General features: G+C 38.3%; 8 protein-coding genes. 7 read left to right on the forward strand and 1 reads right to left on the reverse strand.

Going from position 1 to position 19,170, the window contains the following annotated elements; all coding sequences use genetic code 11:
• Positions 1-39: 39 nt before the first annotated feature.
• Complete coding sequence (locus H4O18_RS15365) at positions 40-4,215, reverse strand: PAS domain S-box protein (protein WP_187586138.1); 4,176 nt, start codon at positions 4,213-4,215, stop codon at positions 40-42.
• Positions 4,216-5,192: 977 nt separating this feature from the next.
• On the opposite strand from H4O18_RS15365, the gene H4O18_RS15370 reads away from it, so the two are divergent.
• From H4O18_RS15370 to H4O18_RS15400, 7 genes are all read left to right on the forward strand, one after another.
• Positions 5,193-5,705 (forward strand): DUF4402 domain-containing protein, encoded by a 513-nt coding sequence (locus H4O18_RS15370; RefSeq protein WP_187586140.1) that lies wholly within the window; start codon positions 5,193-5,195, stop codon positions 5,703-5,705.
• Positions 5,706-5,767: 62 nt separating this feature from the next.
• Positions 5,768-6,625: a fimbrial biogenesis chaperone gene (locus H4O18_RS15375; RefSeq protein ID WP_187586142.1), complete on the forward strand. Its 858-nt coding sequence runs from the start codon at positions 5,768-5,770 to the stop codon at positions 6,623-6,625.
• Positions 6,626-6,639: 14 nt separating this feature from the next.
• Positions 6,640-7,110, forward strand: a complete 471-nt coding sequence (locus H4O18_RS15380; RefSeq protein WP_187586144.1) for a DUF4402 domain-containing protein — start codon at positions 6,640-6,642, stop codon at positions 7,108-7,110.
• Between the two features lie 22 nt (positions 7,111-7,132).
• Positions 7,133-11,461 carry a hypothetical protein gene (locus H4O18_RS15385; protein WP_187586146.1) on the forward strand — a complete coding sequence of 1,443 codons (4,329 nt, stop codon included), beginning with the start codon at positions 7,133-7,135 and terminating at the stop codon, positions 11,459-11,461.
• 1,063 nt (positions 11,462-12,524) lie between these two features.
• Complete coding sequence (locus H4O18_RS15390; RefSeq protein ID WP_187586148.1) at positions 12,525-12,836, forward strand: hypothetical protein; 312 nt, start codon at positions 12,525-12,527, stop codon at positions 12,834-12,836.
• 20 nt (positions 12,837-12,856) lie between these two features.
• Positions 12,857-18,109: a T9SS type B sorting domain-containing protein gene (locus H4O18_RS15395; RefSeq protein WP_187586150.1), complete on the forward strand. Its 5,253-nt coding sequence runs from the start codon at positions 12,857-12,859 to the stop codon at positions 18,107-18,109.
• 33 nt (positions 18,110-18,142) lie between these two features.
• Positions 18,143-19,030 (forward strand): PorP/SprF family type IX secretion system membrane protein, encoded by an 888-nt coding sequence (locus H4O18_RS15400; protein ID WP_187586152.1) that lies wholly within the window; start codon positions 18,143-18,145, stop codon positions 19,028-19,030.
• The last annotated feature ends 140 nt before the right edge of the window (positions 19,031-19,170 follow it).

Raw genomic sequence — 19,170 nt, forward strand, 5'->3', positions numbered from 1 at the left:
CCTTACCCATAATGTACATGTACAAATTACGTTTTTTGATTATTGCTCTGCTATAATTTTTGGAATTGTGAAATAAAATATAGTGCCACCTCCCGGTGCTGATTCCAGCCAAATCCGCCCACCTAAAAATTCAATGTGTCTTTTGGCAATAGAAAGCCCTATTCCAGAACCAGTATACTCGTCCTTGCTGTGAAGTCTTTGAAAAATAATAAATATTTTCTCATAGAACTGAGGCTCTATTCCTATTCCGTTATCTTGGATTGAAAATTGCCAATCTTGGTCCTTTTCCTCAACATATATCTCAACAATTGGCGGAGTGCATTCCCTAGAGTACTTGATTGCATTGTCTATAATACAATGAAATATCTGGGTGATAGCAGCTTTATAGGTATGCAATGTTGGTAAATCGTTAGATTTGATTGTAGCTCCTTTTTCAGAGATTAGTTTTCTTCTTAACTTCTTAAATTCAGAAAGTAACTCGTTTATATCTACTGCTTCTTTACCTTCCGATGGGCTCTTTGATCTGGAATACTCTAACAGGTCAAGTATGATTTGCTTCATCCTTTTTGCGCCATCTGTCGCAAAATCAATATATCGGTGTGCCTTTTCATCAAGTTGATCTTTGTAATTTCGCTTCAATTGATCCATGAAGCTGGAAACCATTCTTAGTGGTTCCTGTAAGTCATGGGATGTAATAAACGCAAATTGCTCCAGATCTTCATTGGAACGTTCAAGCTCAAGCGTATACTGTTGTAGCTCCTGGTTCAGATCAATTAACTTTAATTCCATTTGTTTAAGTGAGTGTATATCCTGTAGACTACCAAAGACTCTTTTAGGTCTACCATCAACCATTTCCGCACTGCCTATTATACGAACCCATTTTTCAGTTTTATTGGGAGTGACAATTACGGCTTCATAATCAACCGAAATGCCCTTTTCAAAACAATCCGTCATCTTTGATTGTGCCAAAGAGCGAAAATCCTCCCTGTAAAAATTCATCCAACTTTCCAAATCAGGAGTATATGATTTCAGTTCTATTTCTAGGATATTAGACATTATACTGGACAAAATAACCTTATTTTCTGCCAAGTCTATCTCCCAACTACCAATCTTCGCTAGTTTTGTAACCTGTTCCAAAAGCTCTTCATTCTTGGCCTCCTCTGTGACATCCAATATCACCGAATTAAATACTATAGATCCATCAGCCATAAAACGTGGTGAACCATAACCCAAATGTGTTTTTATTTCACCATTGGGCAAATCATATTTCCACCGTGCTGTCCATTTTGTTCTAGATTCAATAGATTGGGCAAAACTTTTTTGAACTTTTTCAAAGTCGCCACTGGCCTTTATTCTGTCCCAAACCAAATGGTTATTTTCAATTACATCTTCTGAAGAATATCCCCATACTGTTTTTGAACCATTTGTTACATAATTGATGATGTCGGTTCCATCGGGATAGATTAGGTATTCAAAGACTACTCCTGGTAAGTTATCCGCCAATGATTGGAGCCTAAATTCGGCTTTTTTACGGTCGTTAATATCTTGCAGACTACCGAAAATACTTTTGCACTCACCGTTAATAAATTGGCTATTCCCAATAGCACGTATCCAACGTTCCTTTTTATTAGCCGTAATCACAACTGCTTCAAAATCAAATGACTCACCTGAAGATATACACCTTTTTATACAGGACCGTACCGTTTCACGAAAATCTGTTCGGTAAAAATCAATTACTCTTTCCAAATCTGGAACAAATGAATTTGGATCTGTTTCATGTATTCGGTGAACTTGGCTCGACCAAAATACACTTTGATTCACTAAATCAACTTCCCAACTGCCTATTTTGGCCAATCTCCCTGTATGTTGATATAATTCTCTAAGTTTCTTTTCTTCTGTAATGTTTTTAGCTACGGCATACACAATACCTTGTTCTGGCGAAGAAGTAGCAGACCAACTCAACCATACTATTTTACCTTGTTTTGTTATGTAACGATTTTCAAAATGCCGCATATTGCCTCCATTATAAAGAGCTGTTTGTTTCTCAACAGTTAGCGATCTATCCTTCTCATGTACAAAAGATTTTATTGGTTGCGAGAGCATTTCTTCTAATGAGTACCCAAGCAACTCTAATCCTGCTGGATTTATGCGTTTAAGGTAGCCATCAAATCCGGCCACACAAATCATATCTGGTGTAAAGTTGAAAATTTGAGCTAGTTCAATTTCTATCTTTTTTCGATTAAGTTCTGCACCAATCGTAGACTCTAATTTTTGAAATAGCGCCGAATTAAATGATAGGGCAGATTCAGTTTTATTTGTACCTAACAACAGGATACCGATAACCTCTTCTTTATGCTTTAATGGTACTCCCATCATCGTTACAATACCCGACTTGCTCACATCCTCTTTTATTTTCTTAAGCCATCTTTCGTCTATATTTTCCCAAATCTCTATCGATTTCATTTGCCAAACATAACCAGGCATCCCCTCTCCAAATGAATAAGATGTAATATTTTTGGTTGCATTTTGAAAAGCACTTCCCCTATCACCTTGAATATAAGCTGTTATACGATTAATCTTTTTATCGTCAAGGGAGGGTAACCACATTTCTGCGAAATCAAAATCTCCATACTTAGCAATATGTTCACATAGGTTTGTTATGCATACTTTTAAGTCATTCTCAATACTTCCATGGAAAATATCACTAATTTTGTTTACCAGTTCCGTTTCGAATTCTTTGATCTTTTGCTCAGTAACATCTCTCTCTATGGCTATCCAATGCGTGTACCAGCCTTCTCCATTAGCTACTGGAGTGACATTAAAGTTTATCCAGAATTCTTCTCCGTTTTTTTTGTAGTTGATAGTGGTTATTTCATAGGGTTCCCAATTTCTAAGTGCGCGACCAAGTTTTGCTAAATCCTCTGCATTGGAATTGGGTCCCTGTAGAATTCTAGGGGTTTTACCGATAACTTCGTCCGCCTCGTAACCCGTCATTTTGGTAAAAGCTTCATTAACATAGATTATTTTGGGCCCTGGTTCATCTTGTGGCTCCGCTTCGGTAATTAAAATGGCATCTTTTGTATTGGTGACAACACTTTCAAGGAGTTTCAGTTTTTGTTTTTCCTCAATTTTATCTGTAACGTCCCTTGAATTGGCTACAATACCTTTCACCGCTGGGTTGGCTAACATATTCGTTAGCACCGTTTCAACCCACCTCCATTGTTCTTTATAGTTTTTAAATCGGAAGGGTTCTACAGTTACCGTATTTTCGACAGCTATTCTTTGCAAACTTCCTAATGTCCTTTCTAAATCTTCAGGATGGATAAAATCAAAGGCACTTTTTCCAATATATTCTTCCGGTGGTATACCGAAAACGGCCAAACTAGTTGGGCTAACATAAACATAAACACCTTCTTCATTTAGTATTCCTATAACATCAGACCCCTCTTGAACCAAAGCTTTAAATCGTTGTTCGCTATGTTGAATTTTTTCTTCTTGCTTGATTTTTTCCTCGATATCCCTGGCAACGCAATACACGAGTTTGGTTTCGCCATCCCACCTTACCGACCAAGAATTATAGGCAATACCGCCTTTCTTTTTTTTATAACGATTAACGAAGGATTTTACATTATTACCATAAAGCACAGAAGTAGCTATTTCATTGGTTTTGGCCAAATCTTCTTCCAAAATCAAATCCAAATAGGATGTACCGATTAATTCTTCAGATGGATACCCCCAAAGCTTTAGAGAAGCTGCACTTACAAACACAAATTTCCGATCTTCATTAATTGTACAGAAAACATCTAAGGAAGCATCCATTAATTGATTTGCTTCAGATCTTTTCTTTACAATTTTTTTTATATCTTTTGAACGGCAGGCTGCACCAATAATTTTGTCATTGTCTCCGGTAAAAGGTTCAAAAGTTACTTGAATAAATTCAGTTTCATTTGACTTTGGATTGAAGTAATGCTCCTCTATTTCAAAAGATTCTCCTTTAAACGCTCTGATATAATAGGTTTTCCATTTTTCAATTTCAATTTCATTTACGACATCAGCAAATATTGACTCGTTCAGTGTACTTTCAACACTATTCAATTCTTTTGTTACATTTAGATAGGCTTTGTTGGCATAAATCAATTTAAAGTCAAGGTCGATCATCCAAAGAAGATCTTTGTTTTGATCTATAAAGATATTTATCAACTGAGATTGTCTCATAAAAAGAATTAATTATTCAGGGATTATGCCAATACAAGAAAAAATAATGAAAATTAAATATTTATTTAAAAAAAAACTTTCTAAGCCAGAGAATATTGACTAAGGAGTTCATTGCTATATAGGTATCTGAAGGTAATTTATTGTTCAGACTTGTGTATAACTGTAAATAATTGGTTTTATCGCATTATTTGTTAAAAATAATGAAAATTTATAACTAGCTGAACGCCTATGTCGCAAGTATAGCAATAATAGAGAATTAAACATAGCACAACAAAGTTGGTGAAGGTATACCGCTAATAATCAATACTTTGTGTAAATCTTAAAAGACGTAGTGAGTTTTACTAAATGACTCTGCTCAAACAGCGCACGAGAAAATGGTCTTGGTGTTTTCCTAGTTTTAAATGAAATTTGAACTATTGACAGCAATGGTTCTGGCAAATCTAATAAGTGTGGTAAAACAAGGTTGAAAATCTTAGATATATGCTCTGTTACCAATCAAATTTATGTGTTAAATTATTTAAAGCAAAAATTACTCGATGAAGTGGAATTGTAAGGTAGATGCTTAGATTTTGGATAAGTTTTACAAAAAAAAACCAGGAACCGTGTCCTGGACAGTGACTAATAGACATAACCTCAAGAACTATTCAAGAAAGTCAAATCATGGTGTAAGGAGGTTTTACTACACATTAAATAAGTTTACACTTTAATCGCCTTTGTCAAAATTTGAAGTGATCATTAAAAAGCCTAGAATAAGTTGCTTCATTACTTGATTATGGGTTTGAAAATTCCTTTTTGAACTTAAACATTTATTCAGTGCAATGAATCTCAAATTTTAATCTTAAAAGGTACTATATGGTATTCTTAATAAAATGAGATACGTGCATTTCATCGAATATTTTTTATATCACAGCGATTATTCATAGGAATGATTATAGGTTTGTCCCAGATAAATTATTAACCCTAAATCAAAATTTGCCATGAAAAAAATCACCTATTTAATTGCAATTTTAATGTTGTTGTCAATTACCAATTCCAAGGCTCAGGAATCAGCCAATGCAAGTGCCACGGCAACTGTTGTTGCACCGATAGCCATTTCAAAAACTACTGATATGAACTTCGGGAATGTTGCCGTAAGTTCATTAAATTCTGGTACAGTAGTACTTGCGCCTGGAGGAACCAGAACTACTACAGGAGACGCTACTACACCTGCTACATCGGGAACTGTTAGTGCTGCCTCTTTTGCTATTACTGGTGAAAGCGGCTATACCTATGCAATTACTTTGCCTAGTGGTGCAATAACTTTGGAGGCCAATGCTGGGGCAAACTCTATGACCATAGGCACCTTTACAAGTGATCCGAGTGCAACTGGAACATTAACAGGTGGGGCTGAAACTGTAAATGTGGGTGCCACATTAAATCTAAGTGCGGCTCAAGCCGCAGGTGTCTATAGTAGCACTTCAGACCTTACCGTAACTGTGAATTACAATTAAATAGAAGTTTGATTAAAAGGGTGTCTACTGATTTTTAGTAGGCACCTCTTATTTATACGATTATGTACAAAAGAAATCTTATGCCTTTTTTGGTGAACCTGTCCAAAGATTGGATATGCGCAGTAATGATTATTTCAACATCATTAAGTGGATATGCACAGGGCGATTTATTAATTTTTCCAAAACGTATTGTATTCGATGGAAATCATCAAAAGGTAAAGAAAGTCTATGTCACAAATAATGGTATTGAAACTACTACCTATAAAATTTCCTATATCGAATTAGATATGGATAAGGAAGGTAAATTGGTTGAACTCGACACAATTTATGCCAACCAAAATATCGCCTCAAAAAAATTACGAATATACCCTCGCCACATTACTTTATTGCCCGGTGAATCCCAGGTAGTCAAAGTTCAATTGATCAATGAAAGGAACATAGCGGAAGGAGAATATAGGTCACATCTATATTTTAGATCCGTGCCAAATCCAAAAAATCCCGAAGAAAGGGGAAGTGGGAAGGCATCTGACGACAATATCAGTATTAAATTGAATTATGTCTATGGAATTTCTATAGCCAATATTATAAGGGTTGGAAATCCAAATATTCAAGTAAACATAGAATCCTTCAAAGTGGAAAATATCAAAGAGCAGTATATTTCAGTTTCAATGAGCCTTGAACGCAATGGTAATTTTTCCTCTTATGGCAACATTGAATTTGAGTATATCTCGCCTAATGGAAAAATAATTCATTTAAAAACTATTAAAGGTTTTGCCGTCTATGCTCCTGGAAATTTAAGGCAGGCACATTTTGGACTCAATACATTGGATGGACTAGATCTAAACAATGGAAAAATTAGAGCAACCTATAAAGAAGAAGGTAATGAACGAATTTATGCACAGGAAACATTAAATCTATAACGGCATTTTGGGAAATGAAATATTGGACCTGTTTTTTACTTTCCCTTTCCTTTTCAATTTCTCTTGCTCAGGATGTACATGTAACGGCCATTCAAGATCTTGATTTTGGTAAATTTTATGTTACTGGGAATGGTTATGGAAATATCATCGTTCGCAACGACGGTACCTGGTACGCAGAAAATAATGTGAGACATATCGGATTATTTCCTCGCGCTGCTATTTTTAATATTTGGACGGAGAGTTTGAAACCCATAAAAGTTAAAGTCGAAATTTTCAATAGTCAGCTCACTAATACTGCAAATCTAACTGGACATAGGGTTGATAATGACGAAAACATTCAATATCACATAGTAAGTCATGATTCACCTTTAAGAATATCCGTAGGAGGTATATTACGTTTAGAATCTAGTAGTGGCAAAAGTTGGGGGACATATCAAGGAAATGTTAGTGTTAGGGCTACTATACTCCCTTTCTTAACTGATTGAAATAGATAAAAAATTTCTTAAAATGAACTCGGACATATTGTATCTTTTCGTAAAGAAAATAGTTTGTCCAATTATTTTTTTTTTGTTACCATGGAATTCGTTGGCAATCCAAAGTCAAGCTTGTGATGAAGTCCCGGTATCTTTGCGAGTAGAACTTATTGGAGAAATTGAACTGCAGTCCCTGGTTTGTGAAAAAGAATTATTTCTGTCAATTAATGAGTTATTTGATTTTCTGAAAATAAAAATTGAATCGGATCCTCAATTGAATCTACTGGAGGGTTATTTACAGGACCAGGATGATATTTATAAAATTGATGTCGAGCGAAAAGTTATTACTTATAAAGGTAATGTTTACGAACTATCACAAACAGACATACGCAAATATACTTCAGGCGTATATTTAAGGGAACAAATTATTTACGAAATTTTTGGCCTAAAAAGTACTTTCAACTTCAGAAACCTATCGGTGCTTATGGAAGTGGAAATAGAACTCCCCTATCTTAAGGAGGCAATACGTAATAAGTTACGCCAAAAAATACCCAATGACCTACAGATTCCGATAGCAGATACCACAATTTATAAGGAGAAGCCATTATTTGATTTTGGCACCGCTAGGTGGAATATATTCTCAACTCAAAGATCGGACGGAATGAACTATAGTCGCCTGGGTCTTGGACTAGGAGGGGTACTTATGGGCGGAGAACTTAGTGGTAGGCTAAATGCGGTTACCGACCAACCTCTTGACATCCGAAACCAGTTTTACCGTTGGCGTTTGGTGAATAACGAAAATACTTTGATTCGTCAATTAACGATAGGTAAAATTAGTACCCAAACAAGATCTTCAATTTTTAGTCCAATTGTTGGTGTACAAATGACAAATGCACCAACATATCGAAAGCGTTCTTTTGGCACCTATATCCTGAGCAACTATACTAAACCCGGCTGGATGGTAGAATTGTTCATCAATAATGCCCTCGTAGATTTTGCGAAGGCCGATAATTTCGGGTTTTTTAGTTTTGAAATACCATTGGTTTATGGAAATACATCCATAAACCTACGTTATTATGGACCTTATGGGGAAGAGGAACATTCCAACCAACAAATAACCATACCTTTTAATTTGCAACAGAGTGGAAATTATGAATACGACGTAAACTTTGGAGTAGTGGAAGATACCGGAGCACTTTTTCTTCAATCGGAAATAAATTATGGGGTGTCACAAAATTTATCTTTGGGTGGGGGATTGGAGTATTTGTCTTCCCTCGAAAAAAATCAAGTGATTCCTTATGTGAATGGAAATATGCTAATTGGTGGACAAACGATTATTTCCGCGGAGTATATGCCCAATGTGGGATATAGGGCTACATTGAATTATCGCCATCGCAAAAATTATCATTTAGACCTCTTTTATACCAAGTATCAGAAGGATCAAACGGCTATTCTTTATAACTACAATGAACAGCGTTCGGCAATTCTAACGACCCCAATCAGCTTTGGTGAATTTGCTGTTTCTTCGAGATTGGCCCTTCGACAGACAGTTCTAGGTAATAATAATTTTTCCAACCTTGAGTGGCTACTAAGTGGCAATGTTTTAGGTATCAACACCAATATTCATACAAGGGCATTTTATAATGATTTGACCAAGCCCGATTTTTTTTCCCGATTTACATTCTCAATGGGACTGCCCTACAAATTGACATTGTCACCGCAAATAGAATTTAACTATATTGACAATAAAATCACCTCGGTACGAGGTGAAATCTCTAAACATCTATTTAAGGATACCTACTTCCGATCTAATATTGAACACAATTTTAAGTATGATAAGTTCTATTTAAACTTTGGCGTTACTATAGGCTTAGGATTTTCACGCCTGGGCCTTTCAAGTAATATAAATACCGACCATAGTTCCTTCTCTCAGATACTTACTGGAGGGGCTTCCTATTCCCATGAGGCAGACTATATGGTCTTTGACGAAAGAACGGCCTTAGGTCAGGCCAGTGTAAAATTCTTACCATTCCTAGATGTCAATGGTAACGGAAAAAAAGATGGTGCGGAACCAGAAATAAAAGGTTTGGAGGTTTATTGCAAGCGCGGTGGGCTCAAAAAGTATCTGGATACGGGTTCCATTATCTTCACTGGCATGGAACCATATGTTCCGCATTACTTCACCTTTAACTCCGATCAGTTTCAAAATATTGCTTGGACCATGGATTATAACAGTATGAACTTAACCTTGAACCCGAACCAGATAAAATTGGTAAAAATACCTATCAATGTAATGGGGGAGGTGAGTGGCTACGTTAAATACGAACAAGAGGGTATAGGTTCAGTTAGAATGACTATCAAGGATAAGTTTGGGGAAAAATTAGCACATATTACTTCTGAAAGTGATGGATTTTTTAGTTTTTTCGGCTTGCCATCCGGGGAATATAGCATTCAACCGGACACCCTTCAACAGGGCAAGCTTGGATTAAGGCCACATCAAGAAACTCACTTTAAAATTCAAAATGGTGAAGAGGGGGATTATGTTGATAATATTCTTTTAAAGCTTGTGGATTTAAATCGTTATGAGGACATTGCTAAATTAGATGTTCCTGAAGATGGCTTATCTCCAAAAAAAGAAAGCGAGAAAAATTTAATTTTAAATGGACTGTCACTTCCCACACATTCAGATATCGACACTTTTGAAAGAAAAAGTATAAATAAGTATGCTATGGGCACTACTGGCAACCAACCTTTGCCAGAGTCCACGTATACTGAAAAGGAATCCCTACTGGAAATTTCTGACACCAATAACTTCCAAAAGACAATAGATCCTAAGGTCAAGCTGCCAGGTTTAATTTATAGTGTCCAAATTCGTACTTCCAAGAAAAAATTGTCTCCAACCAATCCTATTTTTAAAGATATATCGGACATTTCATACTATATAAATGATGGTAATTATTCTTATACTTGGAGGGAAACCACCAATTATAATGAAGCTTTAGAACTTAGAAGAATTGCTGTACAGAAAGGCCATAAGGATTCTTTTGTAATTTATCATTACAATGGAGAGCGAATCTCACATGAGAAGTTAAAGATTCTAAAGAGTTTACAAAAAGAGCTATTTGATTTAACAAAAAACAGCTCAAATGAACTTAGGAACTCTATCGTTAATGATTTTAAAGGGAAAGACCGTAATACATCGTCATATAATTTCGAAGTGGTAGCTAAACCAACACCTAAGGAAGTTCACCAGCCCTTGGTATTTAATGTTCAGTTAATGGAGACCCCTGAGCAATTGGAAAGCGGATCGCCTATTTTTGATTGGCTTCCAACTCTAAAACATTACAGAGAGGGTCCAAAATATAAATACTTTTTAGAGGGTAGTAAAAATCTTAATCATGCGGTTGAGATTAGAAAGACCTTGATTGAGCTCGGTTTTGACAAGGCCATAATTGTTCCGTTTGATAATTTGGGAATATTGAATCCTTTGCAGGCAGAAGGTAAAGTGTTGTATCAGGATTTAATACAGCTGACTGGAATGGCGGGAATTCCCATAAAAATTTATAACGTTTATGATGAAAAAGTGGAAACATATTTGTCCGAAGCTGACGGCAAATTTCAAATCAGAGGACTGCCTCATGGAAATTATAAGGTGGTTTTGGATACTAGTTTAGTAAGGTCTTATAAAATGAGAACCCCGACAAATTCTTTTCTGCTTTCCATTAAGGACAATACCGAAATAAGCCCGCAGGACTTGAATTTTATATTGAAACCAATACCTGACAAAGGAGAAGATTTATATAAATTTAAAAATAATTCGGGTAACGGCTTGGTCTTCAAAGTACAGATTCTGGCTTCCAATATGATGCTCCCTCAATACCACAACCTTTTTAAGGGGCTAAAGGGTATTTATACATATCAACATAAAGGGGTGTATAAATATGCTGTTGGGGACCTAAAAACTCTGGAAGAAGCCAGGGATTTAAAACTGGAACTCAAGAATAATGGATTTCCTGACGCTTTTATAGTAAGCTTTTACAATGAGAAAAGACTTGATATGTTAGAGTTGGCAGGTTGTATATTAATTGAACAGGATAGTGTTAGGGAAGGAATGATAGGTATGAAAATACATATATACCAAAAGGACAATCTTAAGTCGGTTACAACATTAGTATCCGGTAGGGAAGGGCATTTTAATTTTCTGGGCTTAAAACCTGGGAAGTATAAAGCGAAAATTGATAGTGAACAACTTCGAAAGCTCGGTTTGGTTTCAGTATACCCTGAAAAGGATTTTGAAATTACCTTGGATGGTAAGGGCTCCCAGGTGAAGCCATTAATATTTGAAGTTAGCCCTCTACCTTAATATTTAACGCTAGGTCAAAATTAAACATAGAAGTATTCCTCTTTTAGGCTACTCATTATATAAGGTTTCAATAAAAGGCTTACAGATGGGATATCAACATGGTGGAATTACAAGAACCGTATTGGTAAGTGTCATCATGCTGGTGCAATATATATGCTCACCATCCCTTAAACAGAGTATTTTAAAAATATAAATGGGTTGGACTCTTATCTTTACTCCGACCCTTTTTACTTGCTCGCCTGATCGAAAAACAATGGGACGTAAACAACTGATTTAGTATTGGCAATTTAGCATTGTTTGGAAAAATTTAGTTTTGAAAGAAATCTTACCAACTTCTGTCTCCTTTTGCCTGTGATTAATTGCCCAAAACTTTATTAAAAATATCGTTCTTCCTTTATAACTGGCCAGAATGGTTATATAGTAATTTGGCATATGTAGTGTCATCCACTACTTAGGGTTTCGATCGCATGATCAGAATTTCCTCTTGAACGAAGCACTGATTTTCCTTCTTGTTTTTTACATATTCGAAAGGCTTAATTTACTTTCCTTTATTTCGGGAGACTTTAGGTTTCCAGTTTTAAATATCCAATGGTGGGTATTTATAGAGCTCTTATGGTCCTTTCTACATGCTGAATAACTTAATACTTGGCATCCCAAACTCAGAATTTGCTTCCAGGTATTACCCAAATTGCTACGTTTATTCCAAAGTGAATACGACTATTAAATATGCCATTTCAATTCGGATTCTAGGTTAATAAATAAATAATTTCACCGTTTTAATTTCAATCATCAACCATACTAAATAAGTACTCGAAAATGATATAAACAACTAATCATTACCGCCGGGGAGATCTAAAAATATCTCCCAGGTTATTAACAAATATTATCAAAGAAATAGAATAGTCAAAATAATTATCTGGAGCGCTTGTCATCATCCTTGGTCTTTATATTAATAAGGTAACCTTGCCTATTTGGGATAATATTTAGGTGCCCAAGAAGCAATCTTTCTAGAGATTAACTTACATACCAAATCGTGAATTCAACCCAATCTAACATTTAAATTATGAACAAAATTATTATTGTAATCGCCGCTTTTCTTCTTGCTAATATTAGTATGGGACAAGAACTAAGTGCAATGGAAAAATCAAAAAAAGACCTCATTGAAATTAAGCGAATAATTAACGTAACGGACGATCAATACCAATACATAGAAACTTTGCTTATCTACTACTATAATAACGGCGGAGATAATGTTTCAGAGGATAATGCTAATCTCCAAATAGCAAAAAATGTGCACGAAAAAATAAGAGCCAAGTTATCTACTCAAGATTTCGAAATTTTGTATGAGGAATGGCTAAAGACAATGGTTAGATAACAATTTAAAATTATTTCAAAATGAAAAAATATATACTCTTAATCCTATTCCTTTTCAATACTTTACTGTTCTTTTCACAAGAAATTGACTGGTCCAGCTTGTCAGGAAATATGCCAGAGGCAGGCTATGTAACAAGTAGTTACTCAGCAGTAGCCGCTGACGGTGCATCCTTGGTAACTGTTAATATTACCCAATCCGGTTCTTCTACTACAGGTGGTGCAGTCAACGCGGTAGCCCCTAGTTCTGTAGGAAATAGTTATAATTTTAATAATGAAAGAGCGGCAATAGGTTATTCCGGTAATACCTATACCTACACTTTTAGTGAGCCAGTTTATGTTACATTAAGCTCACAGGCACATAGTGCCTTAATGAGGACTGAGAACATAAAACTAAATACGACTACTCCCGGAGCTACCATTAAAGCAAGTTTAGTAAACCCTTTGGCCAATCACTTTTTACAAGGAAATGAATCTGCAAATGTGCATTTAGGTTCAATTGGTTTAAACAACACAACAACTGGAACCTATTGGTTGGCTACAACATCAATTCCAGTAACAAATTTAAGTGTAGAGTATTATACAACTGATGCTTCTGACATAGCAGGTAATGAGCCTTTCACTATAACACTAGATCCTTTGCCCTTTATATTATTGGACCCTACCGATTCAACTGGTGCGGGAAGAACAAATATTAATGTTCCGGCCTGTACTACAGGATATGAATTTTTGGAAGTGGTAAATACAGGTATTTCTGCAAACTATGTTGGTGGAAGAGGTATGGCCTCTATGACTGTTACTCTTCTTAATCCTCAAGATATTGGTCAAGAATCTTTATCAATGTCAGGAGGTTTTTCTGGTCTATCGGTGTCAGGCAACGGATCAACAAGTTTAATTATGACAAATACATCTGGCAGCCTAAACGCGCCTTTTGTAAGTGCTGTAAATGATTTATTCTATAAGAACACATCGCTATCTCCTAATACTGAGGAGGTAAGAGAAGTTCAAATAACTTATACCGATACTGAAGGAAATATATCAGCATCTGCATCAGCATTTTTAACTTTAACCGAAGGTGCCAACGCTGGATTACCAATAAGTCCAAAATATGTTTTTACTGGTGATCCAAATTTTGATTTGTTCACCACTTTGGATGGTTCTCAAAACACTGGAGGAACGTGGGTCGATGTGGATGAAACTGGAGCATTAATAAACCCAAGTACAATTAATGTGTCTGCATTGCCATTAGGTGGTAGCACATTTAGATATGATGTAGTAGGTAATGGACCATGTAGTAATGCCTTTGCTACTGTCGTTGTTATAAAAATTAATAGCTCAGAGGTTCCAATATCTTCAAATACGTCTTGTGGACAAGTAATGACTGAATATACCAATTCGCTATACTCATCAAATTCCGATGATCCAATTTTTATCTTTTCTGGAGGTTCTGGGGAATTATCCGCTGAATTAGGAGCGGCAGGAACAATATTTGATTGGTATAAATACAATCCCACGACAAACTCATATGACACCTATGCATTGAATTCAACTCCAACTCAATCAGGATTAGGGGATGGAGGATATTTAGTAGTTAGAAATGATGGCGGTACGATTGAAGAAGGACGTGCATGGGTTTGGAATTCTAATTTAATTCTAGAGGCAGGAACACCTCAAACTATATGTGAAGGACAAACTGTAACCTTGAATGGTTCAGGTACAGTTAGCAACCCTACATTTACCTATTATGATCCTGTTGTTGTACCGCTAATAATTGACTCATCAACCCAAATAACGGTAACTTTTGATGCCACTCATACTTATGTTTCAGATTTAGGGTTTTATATGGTCTCTCCTGACGGTTCGACTACCATAGAATTGGGAGTAAATCAAGGCAATACATGTAATGGTGGAGATAATGTAACCAATTTAAGGTTTACAAATCAAGCTGCGGATGTCTTCAATTATTGCAGTCAACCAGCACCACTAACCGGGCTTTATAATCAGTACTTTGATGGAACCACCACCATTACCATAGATTGGTCTCCTCTGTACGGAATGAATGCAAGGGACGGTGGTTGGGCTGTCCAAATTTATGATTGTGTTGGTGCGGATGTGGGAAGTTTAACAGGAGCCATTATTAGTTTCGACAATGGTGCAGATGGATCAGTAACATATAGTAGTGGTGCTATTAGTTCACCCATTAATGATAATTCTTGTAATCCCGCTTCGGCTTCAAAATTTATTGTGCCTTTTAATCCTCCTGTGCAAAATTCAAACAGCTCGATAGCATTGAATAACGGAGTAGGCATCGGGAGTATGGGAGGCTATGAATGGTCATATAGTACAAATAGTGCCACTGGCCCATGGTCCGGACCTTTTGAAAATGCTAATCTAACACCAGATTTCCCAATAAACGAAACTACATGGTTTAGAATTGTTGCAGATAACGGGGTTGGCTGTTTATTTGAAGATGTTGTTCAAGTAACATCACAGCCCAAATCTCAAGCTGGTCTAAATGATTTTGTTTCATTTTATGTACACGATACGCCTACGGATTTGTTTACTATAATTGATGGAACTCCAGATTCTGGAGGATCCTGGTCAGGGCCAAGTACATTATCCGGTGGTTATGAAGGAACTTTTAATCCACTTACTAATATATCAGGAATCTATACATACACTGTCAATGGAACAGCTCCTTGTTCAGCTTCCACTGTAAATGTAGAAGTGTTCATAAACAGATCCGTAGATTCTGACGGTGATGGGGTGACTGATGGACAAGAAGTTACCGATGAAACAGATCCGTTAGATATTTGCAGCTATATTCCTGCGAATGCCACTTTGGAACCAAGTACTGGTTGGAATACGGCTGACTGTGACGGTGACGGTGTGACAAATGCGGACGAGACAACGGACGGTTCGGATAGCCAAGACCCCTGTAGTTATGTAATGGAAAGTGTTTCAGCGGCCCCAAGCACAGCCTGGAACACTGAAGACTGTGATGGCGATGGTGTTACCAACGGACAGGAAATGACCGATGGGACCAATCCACAGGATGATTGCTCATATTTAACATCAAGCATAAGTGTTACGGTGACTTCCACTTCCGACTGCGACGGCGACGGCGTGACGAACGTGGATGAAGCGACTGACGGAACAGATGGCCAAGACACATGTAGTTTTGAGTTGGATAGTGTTTCCGAAGCCCCAAGTACGGCATGGGAAAACGAAGATTGTGACGGCGATGGTGTTACCAACGGACAGGAAATGTCAGATGGGACCGATCCTAAGGATGATTGTTCATATCTAACGGCAAGCATCAGTGTTACAGTGACTTCCACAGCCGACTGTGACGGTGACGGGGTTACCAACGCTGACGAGGCAACGGACGGAACAGATGGCCAGGAGCTCTGTAGTTATGTAATGGAAAGTGTTTCAGTGGCCCAGAACACAGCTTGGGACGGAGAGGATTGTGATGGCGATGGCGTTACCAACGAACAGGAAATGTCGGATGGGACCGATCCTAAAGATGACTGTTCATATCTAACGGCAAGTATCAGTGTTACGGTGACGTCCACAGCCGATTGTGACGGTGACGGGGTGACCAACGCGGATGAGGCAACGGACAGAACAGATGGCTGGGATACTTGTAGTTTTGAATTGGAAAGTGTTACAGTGGCCCCGAGTACGGCCTGGGATACTGAAGATTGTGATGGCGATGGTGTTACCAACGGACAGGAAATGTCGGATGGGACCGATCCTAAGGATGATTGTTCATATCTAACGGCAAGCATCAGTGTTACGGTGACATCCACAGCCGATTGTGACGGTGACGGGGTGACCAACGCGGATGAGGCAACGGACGGAACTGATGGCCGGGACAATTGTACTTATGCGTTGGAAAGTGTTTCAGTGGCCCCGAGTATGGCCTGGGATACCGAAGATTGTGATGGCGATGGTGTTACCAACGGACAGGAAATGTCGGATGGGACCGATCCTAAGGATGATTGTTCCTATGTAACTGCGAGTATTAGTGTTACGGTGACATCCACAGCCGACTGTGACAGTGACGGGGTGACCAACGCGGATGAGGCAACGGACGGAACAGATGGCCAGGACCATTGTAGTTATGCGTTGGAAAGTGTTTCAGTGGCCCCGAGTACGGCCTGGGATACCGAAGATTGCGACGGCGATGGCGTTACAAACGGACAGGAAATGGCCGATTTAACAAATCCCCTGGATGATTGTTCATATCTAACGGCAAGCATCAGTGTTACGGTAACTTCTACAGCCGACTGTGATGGTGACGGCGTGACCAACGATAAGGATAAATGTCGAAATACTCCAGTTGGAGAGGCGACCGACACCAATGGCTGTTCAGCTACACAAAGGGATGATGACAATGATGGAGTAAATGATGCCTTGGACCAATGTCTACAAACCCCGAATGGTGAGAGTGTGGATACCAATGGATGTTCGGATTCTCAAAAAGATGGAGACGCAGATGGTGTAAACGATGCAGATGATACGTGTCCAAATACCATTATAGGACAGACCGTGGATGCCAGTGGATGTTCCCCTGCCCAAAAAGACAGTGATGATGATGGCATAAACGATGCGGATGATACATGTCCGGAAAGCCCATCAGGAGAGTCTGTGGATATAAATGGCTGCTCAGATTCCCAAAAGGACGCAGATGCGGATGGTGTAACCAACGAAATGGACGAATGTCCAAACACCCCGATAGGAGAAGATAGTGATGCCAATGGCTGTTCTACTACCCAAAAGGATACGGATTTTGATGGGGTGGATGATGCAAAAGACCAATGTCCGAATTCCCCTGAGGATGAGGCTGTAGATGTCAATGGTTGTAGTGCCTCCCAGAAGGATGAAGACGGAGATGGAGTACAGGACTCAATGGATAATTGCCCTTCTTCATTTAATCCTGGACAAGAGGACCGGGACAATGATGGGTTCGGCGATGTGTGCGATACCGTGGAACTGAACGTTTCCCAATCATTTACCCCCAATGGAGACGGAATAAATGATTCTTGGATGATATACAACATTGAGAATTATCCCAACTCCCTTGTTAGGGTATTCAATTCCTGGGGGAAAGAGGTGTTCTCGGCCAAGAACTATCAGAACGATTGGGATGGACGTTACAAAGATTTGAGTGCCAAACTGCCGTCTGCCGGATCATATTATTTCCAAATCGATTTTGAGGGCGATGGGAAAGTGGACCAGGACGGTTGGCTATTTATCACCTCACGTTAACCAAACCAATAATGAAAGCAAAAAAAAAGTAACATGCGAATATTACATAAAATTATTTTCAGCGCTTTTTTCTTAGTGGGCGGTACCTTGTTTGCCCAACAGGAAGGAGTAATCACCAATTATTTTTACCATATGAATTCATACAACCCTGCTTTTGTGGGTGTGGACGGGGAAACTATGGTGGTAGCCAGCTTCAGGCAACAATGGACGGGAGTCCTGGATGCCCCCAGTGCAGAGGCGGTCTCCTTTGGGACTACTTTGGGCAAAAACCTGGGTATAGGGATATCTGTATATAACAGCAATACCTTCGTGGAGAGCCAGACCTTTACGGGCATCGATTTTTCCTATAGGCTGCAATTGTCCCAAGGGACGGATCTATATCTGGGTTTAAAGGCCGGTGGCAACTCCTATGGCGTAAACACCTCAGGCTTGGAGACCTATAATATAAATACGGATCCCAGTATCTCGTCCATCTCTCGTTTTAATCCCAATGTTGGTGTGGGGGCCTTGTTAAAGAACGGCCAATGGTATGCTTCCATAGCGGTGCCGAGACTACTGTCCACGGAACGGGCAGATAACAGCAACGGAGTGGCAATGGCCGCGATGGCCAAGCCACATGTTTATGCCACGGCGGGGTATGAGTTGCTATTGAACCCTGGATCCAACCTAATGCTAAGGCCGTCGGCCATGGGGCGTTATGTGAGCGGGGCACCGGTATCCGTAGATTTCAATACTATGCTTTCTTTCGATAACAACTTTGAGCTTGGCGGCAGTTACAGGACCGACGGGGCCTTTGCCGGACTAGTAAATTTCAACATCAAAAAAAGAATGTTGATCGGATATGCCTATGAGATAAGTACACGCAGCGAATTGGCCAGTGCCAAAAATACCAATGAGTTTTTGTTGAGGTTCCTTTTTTGAGTGAACCAGTGGTTTAGTAGTAAGTTGTGGTTGGAAGGCTGGGATGAATGTCAATCCCAGCCTTTTTTTGTTGTTTTACTCCATAACAGTATAAAAAGATTCAAATAGCATCATTTACATTATGATTTTGGTGTGAATTG

This window comes from Arenibacter arenosicollis (assembly GCF_014397245.1).
In the GTDB taxonomy this organism is placed as follows: domain Bacteria; phylum Bacteroidota; class Bacteroidia; order Flavobacteriales; family Flavobacteriaceae; genus Arenibacter; species Arenibacter arenosicollis.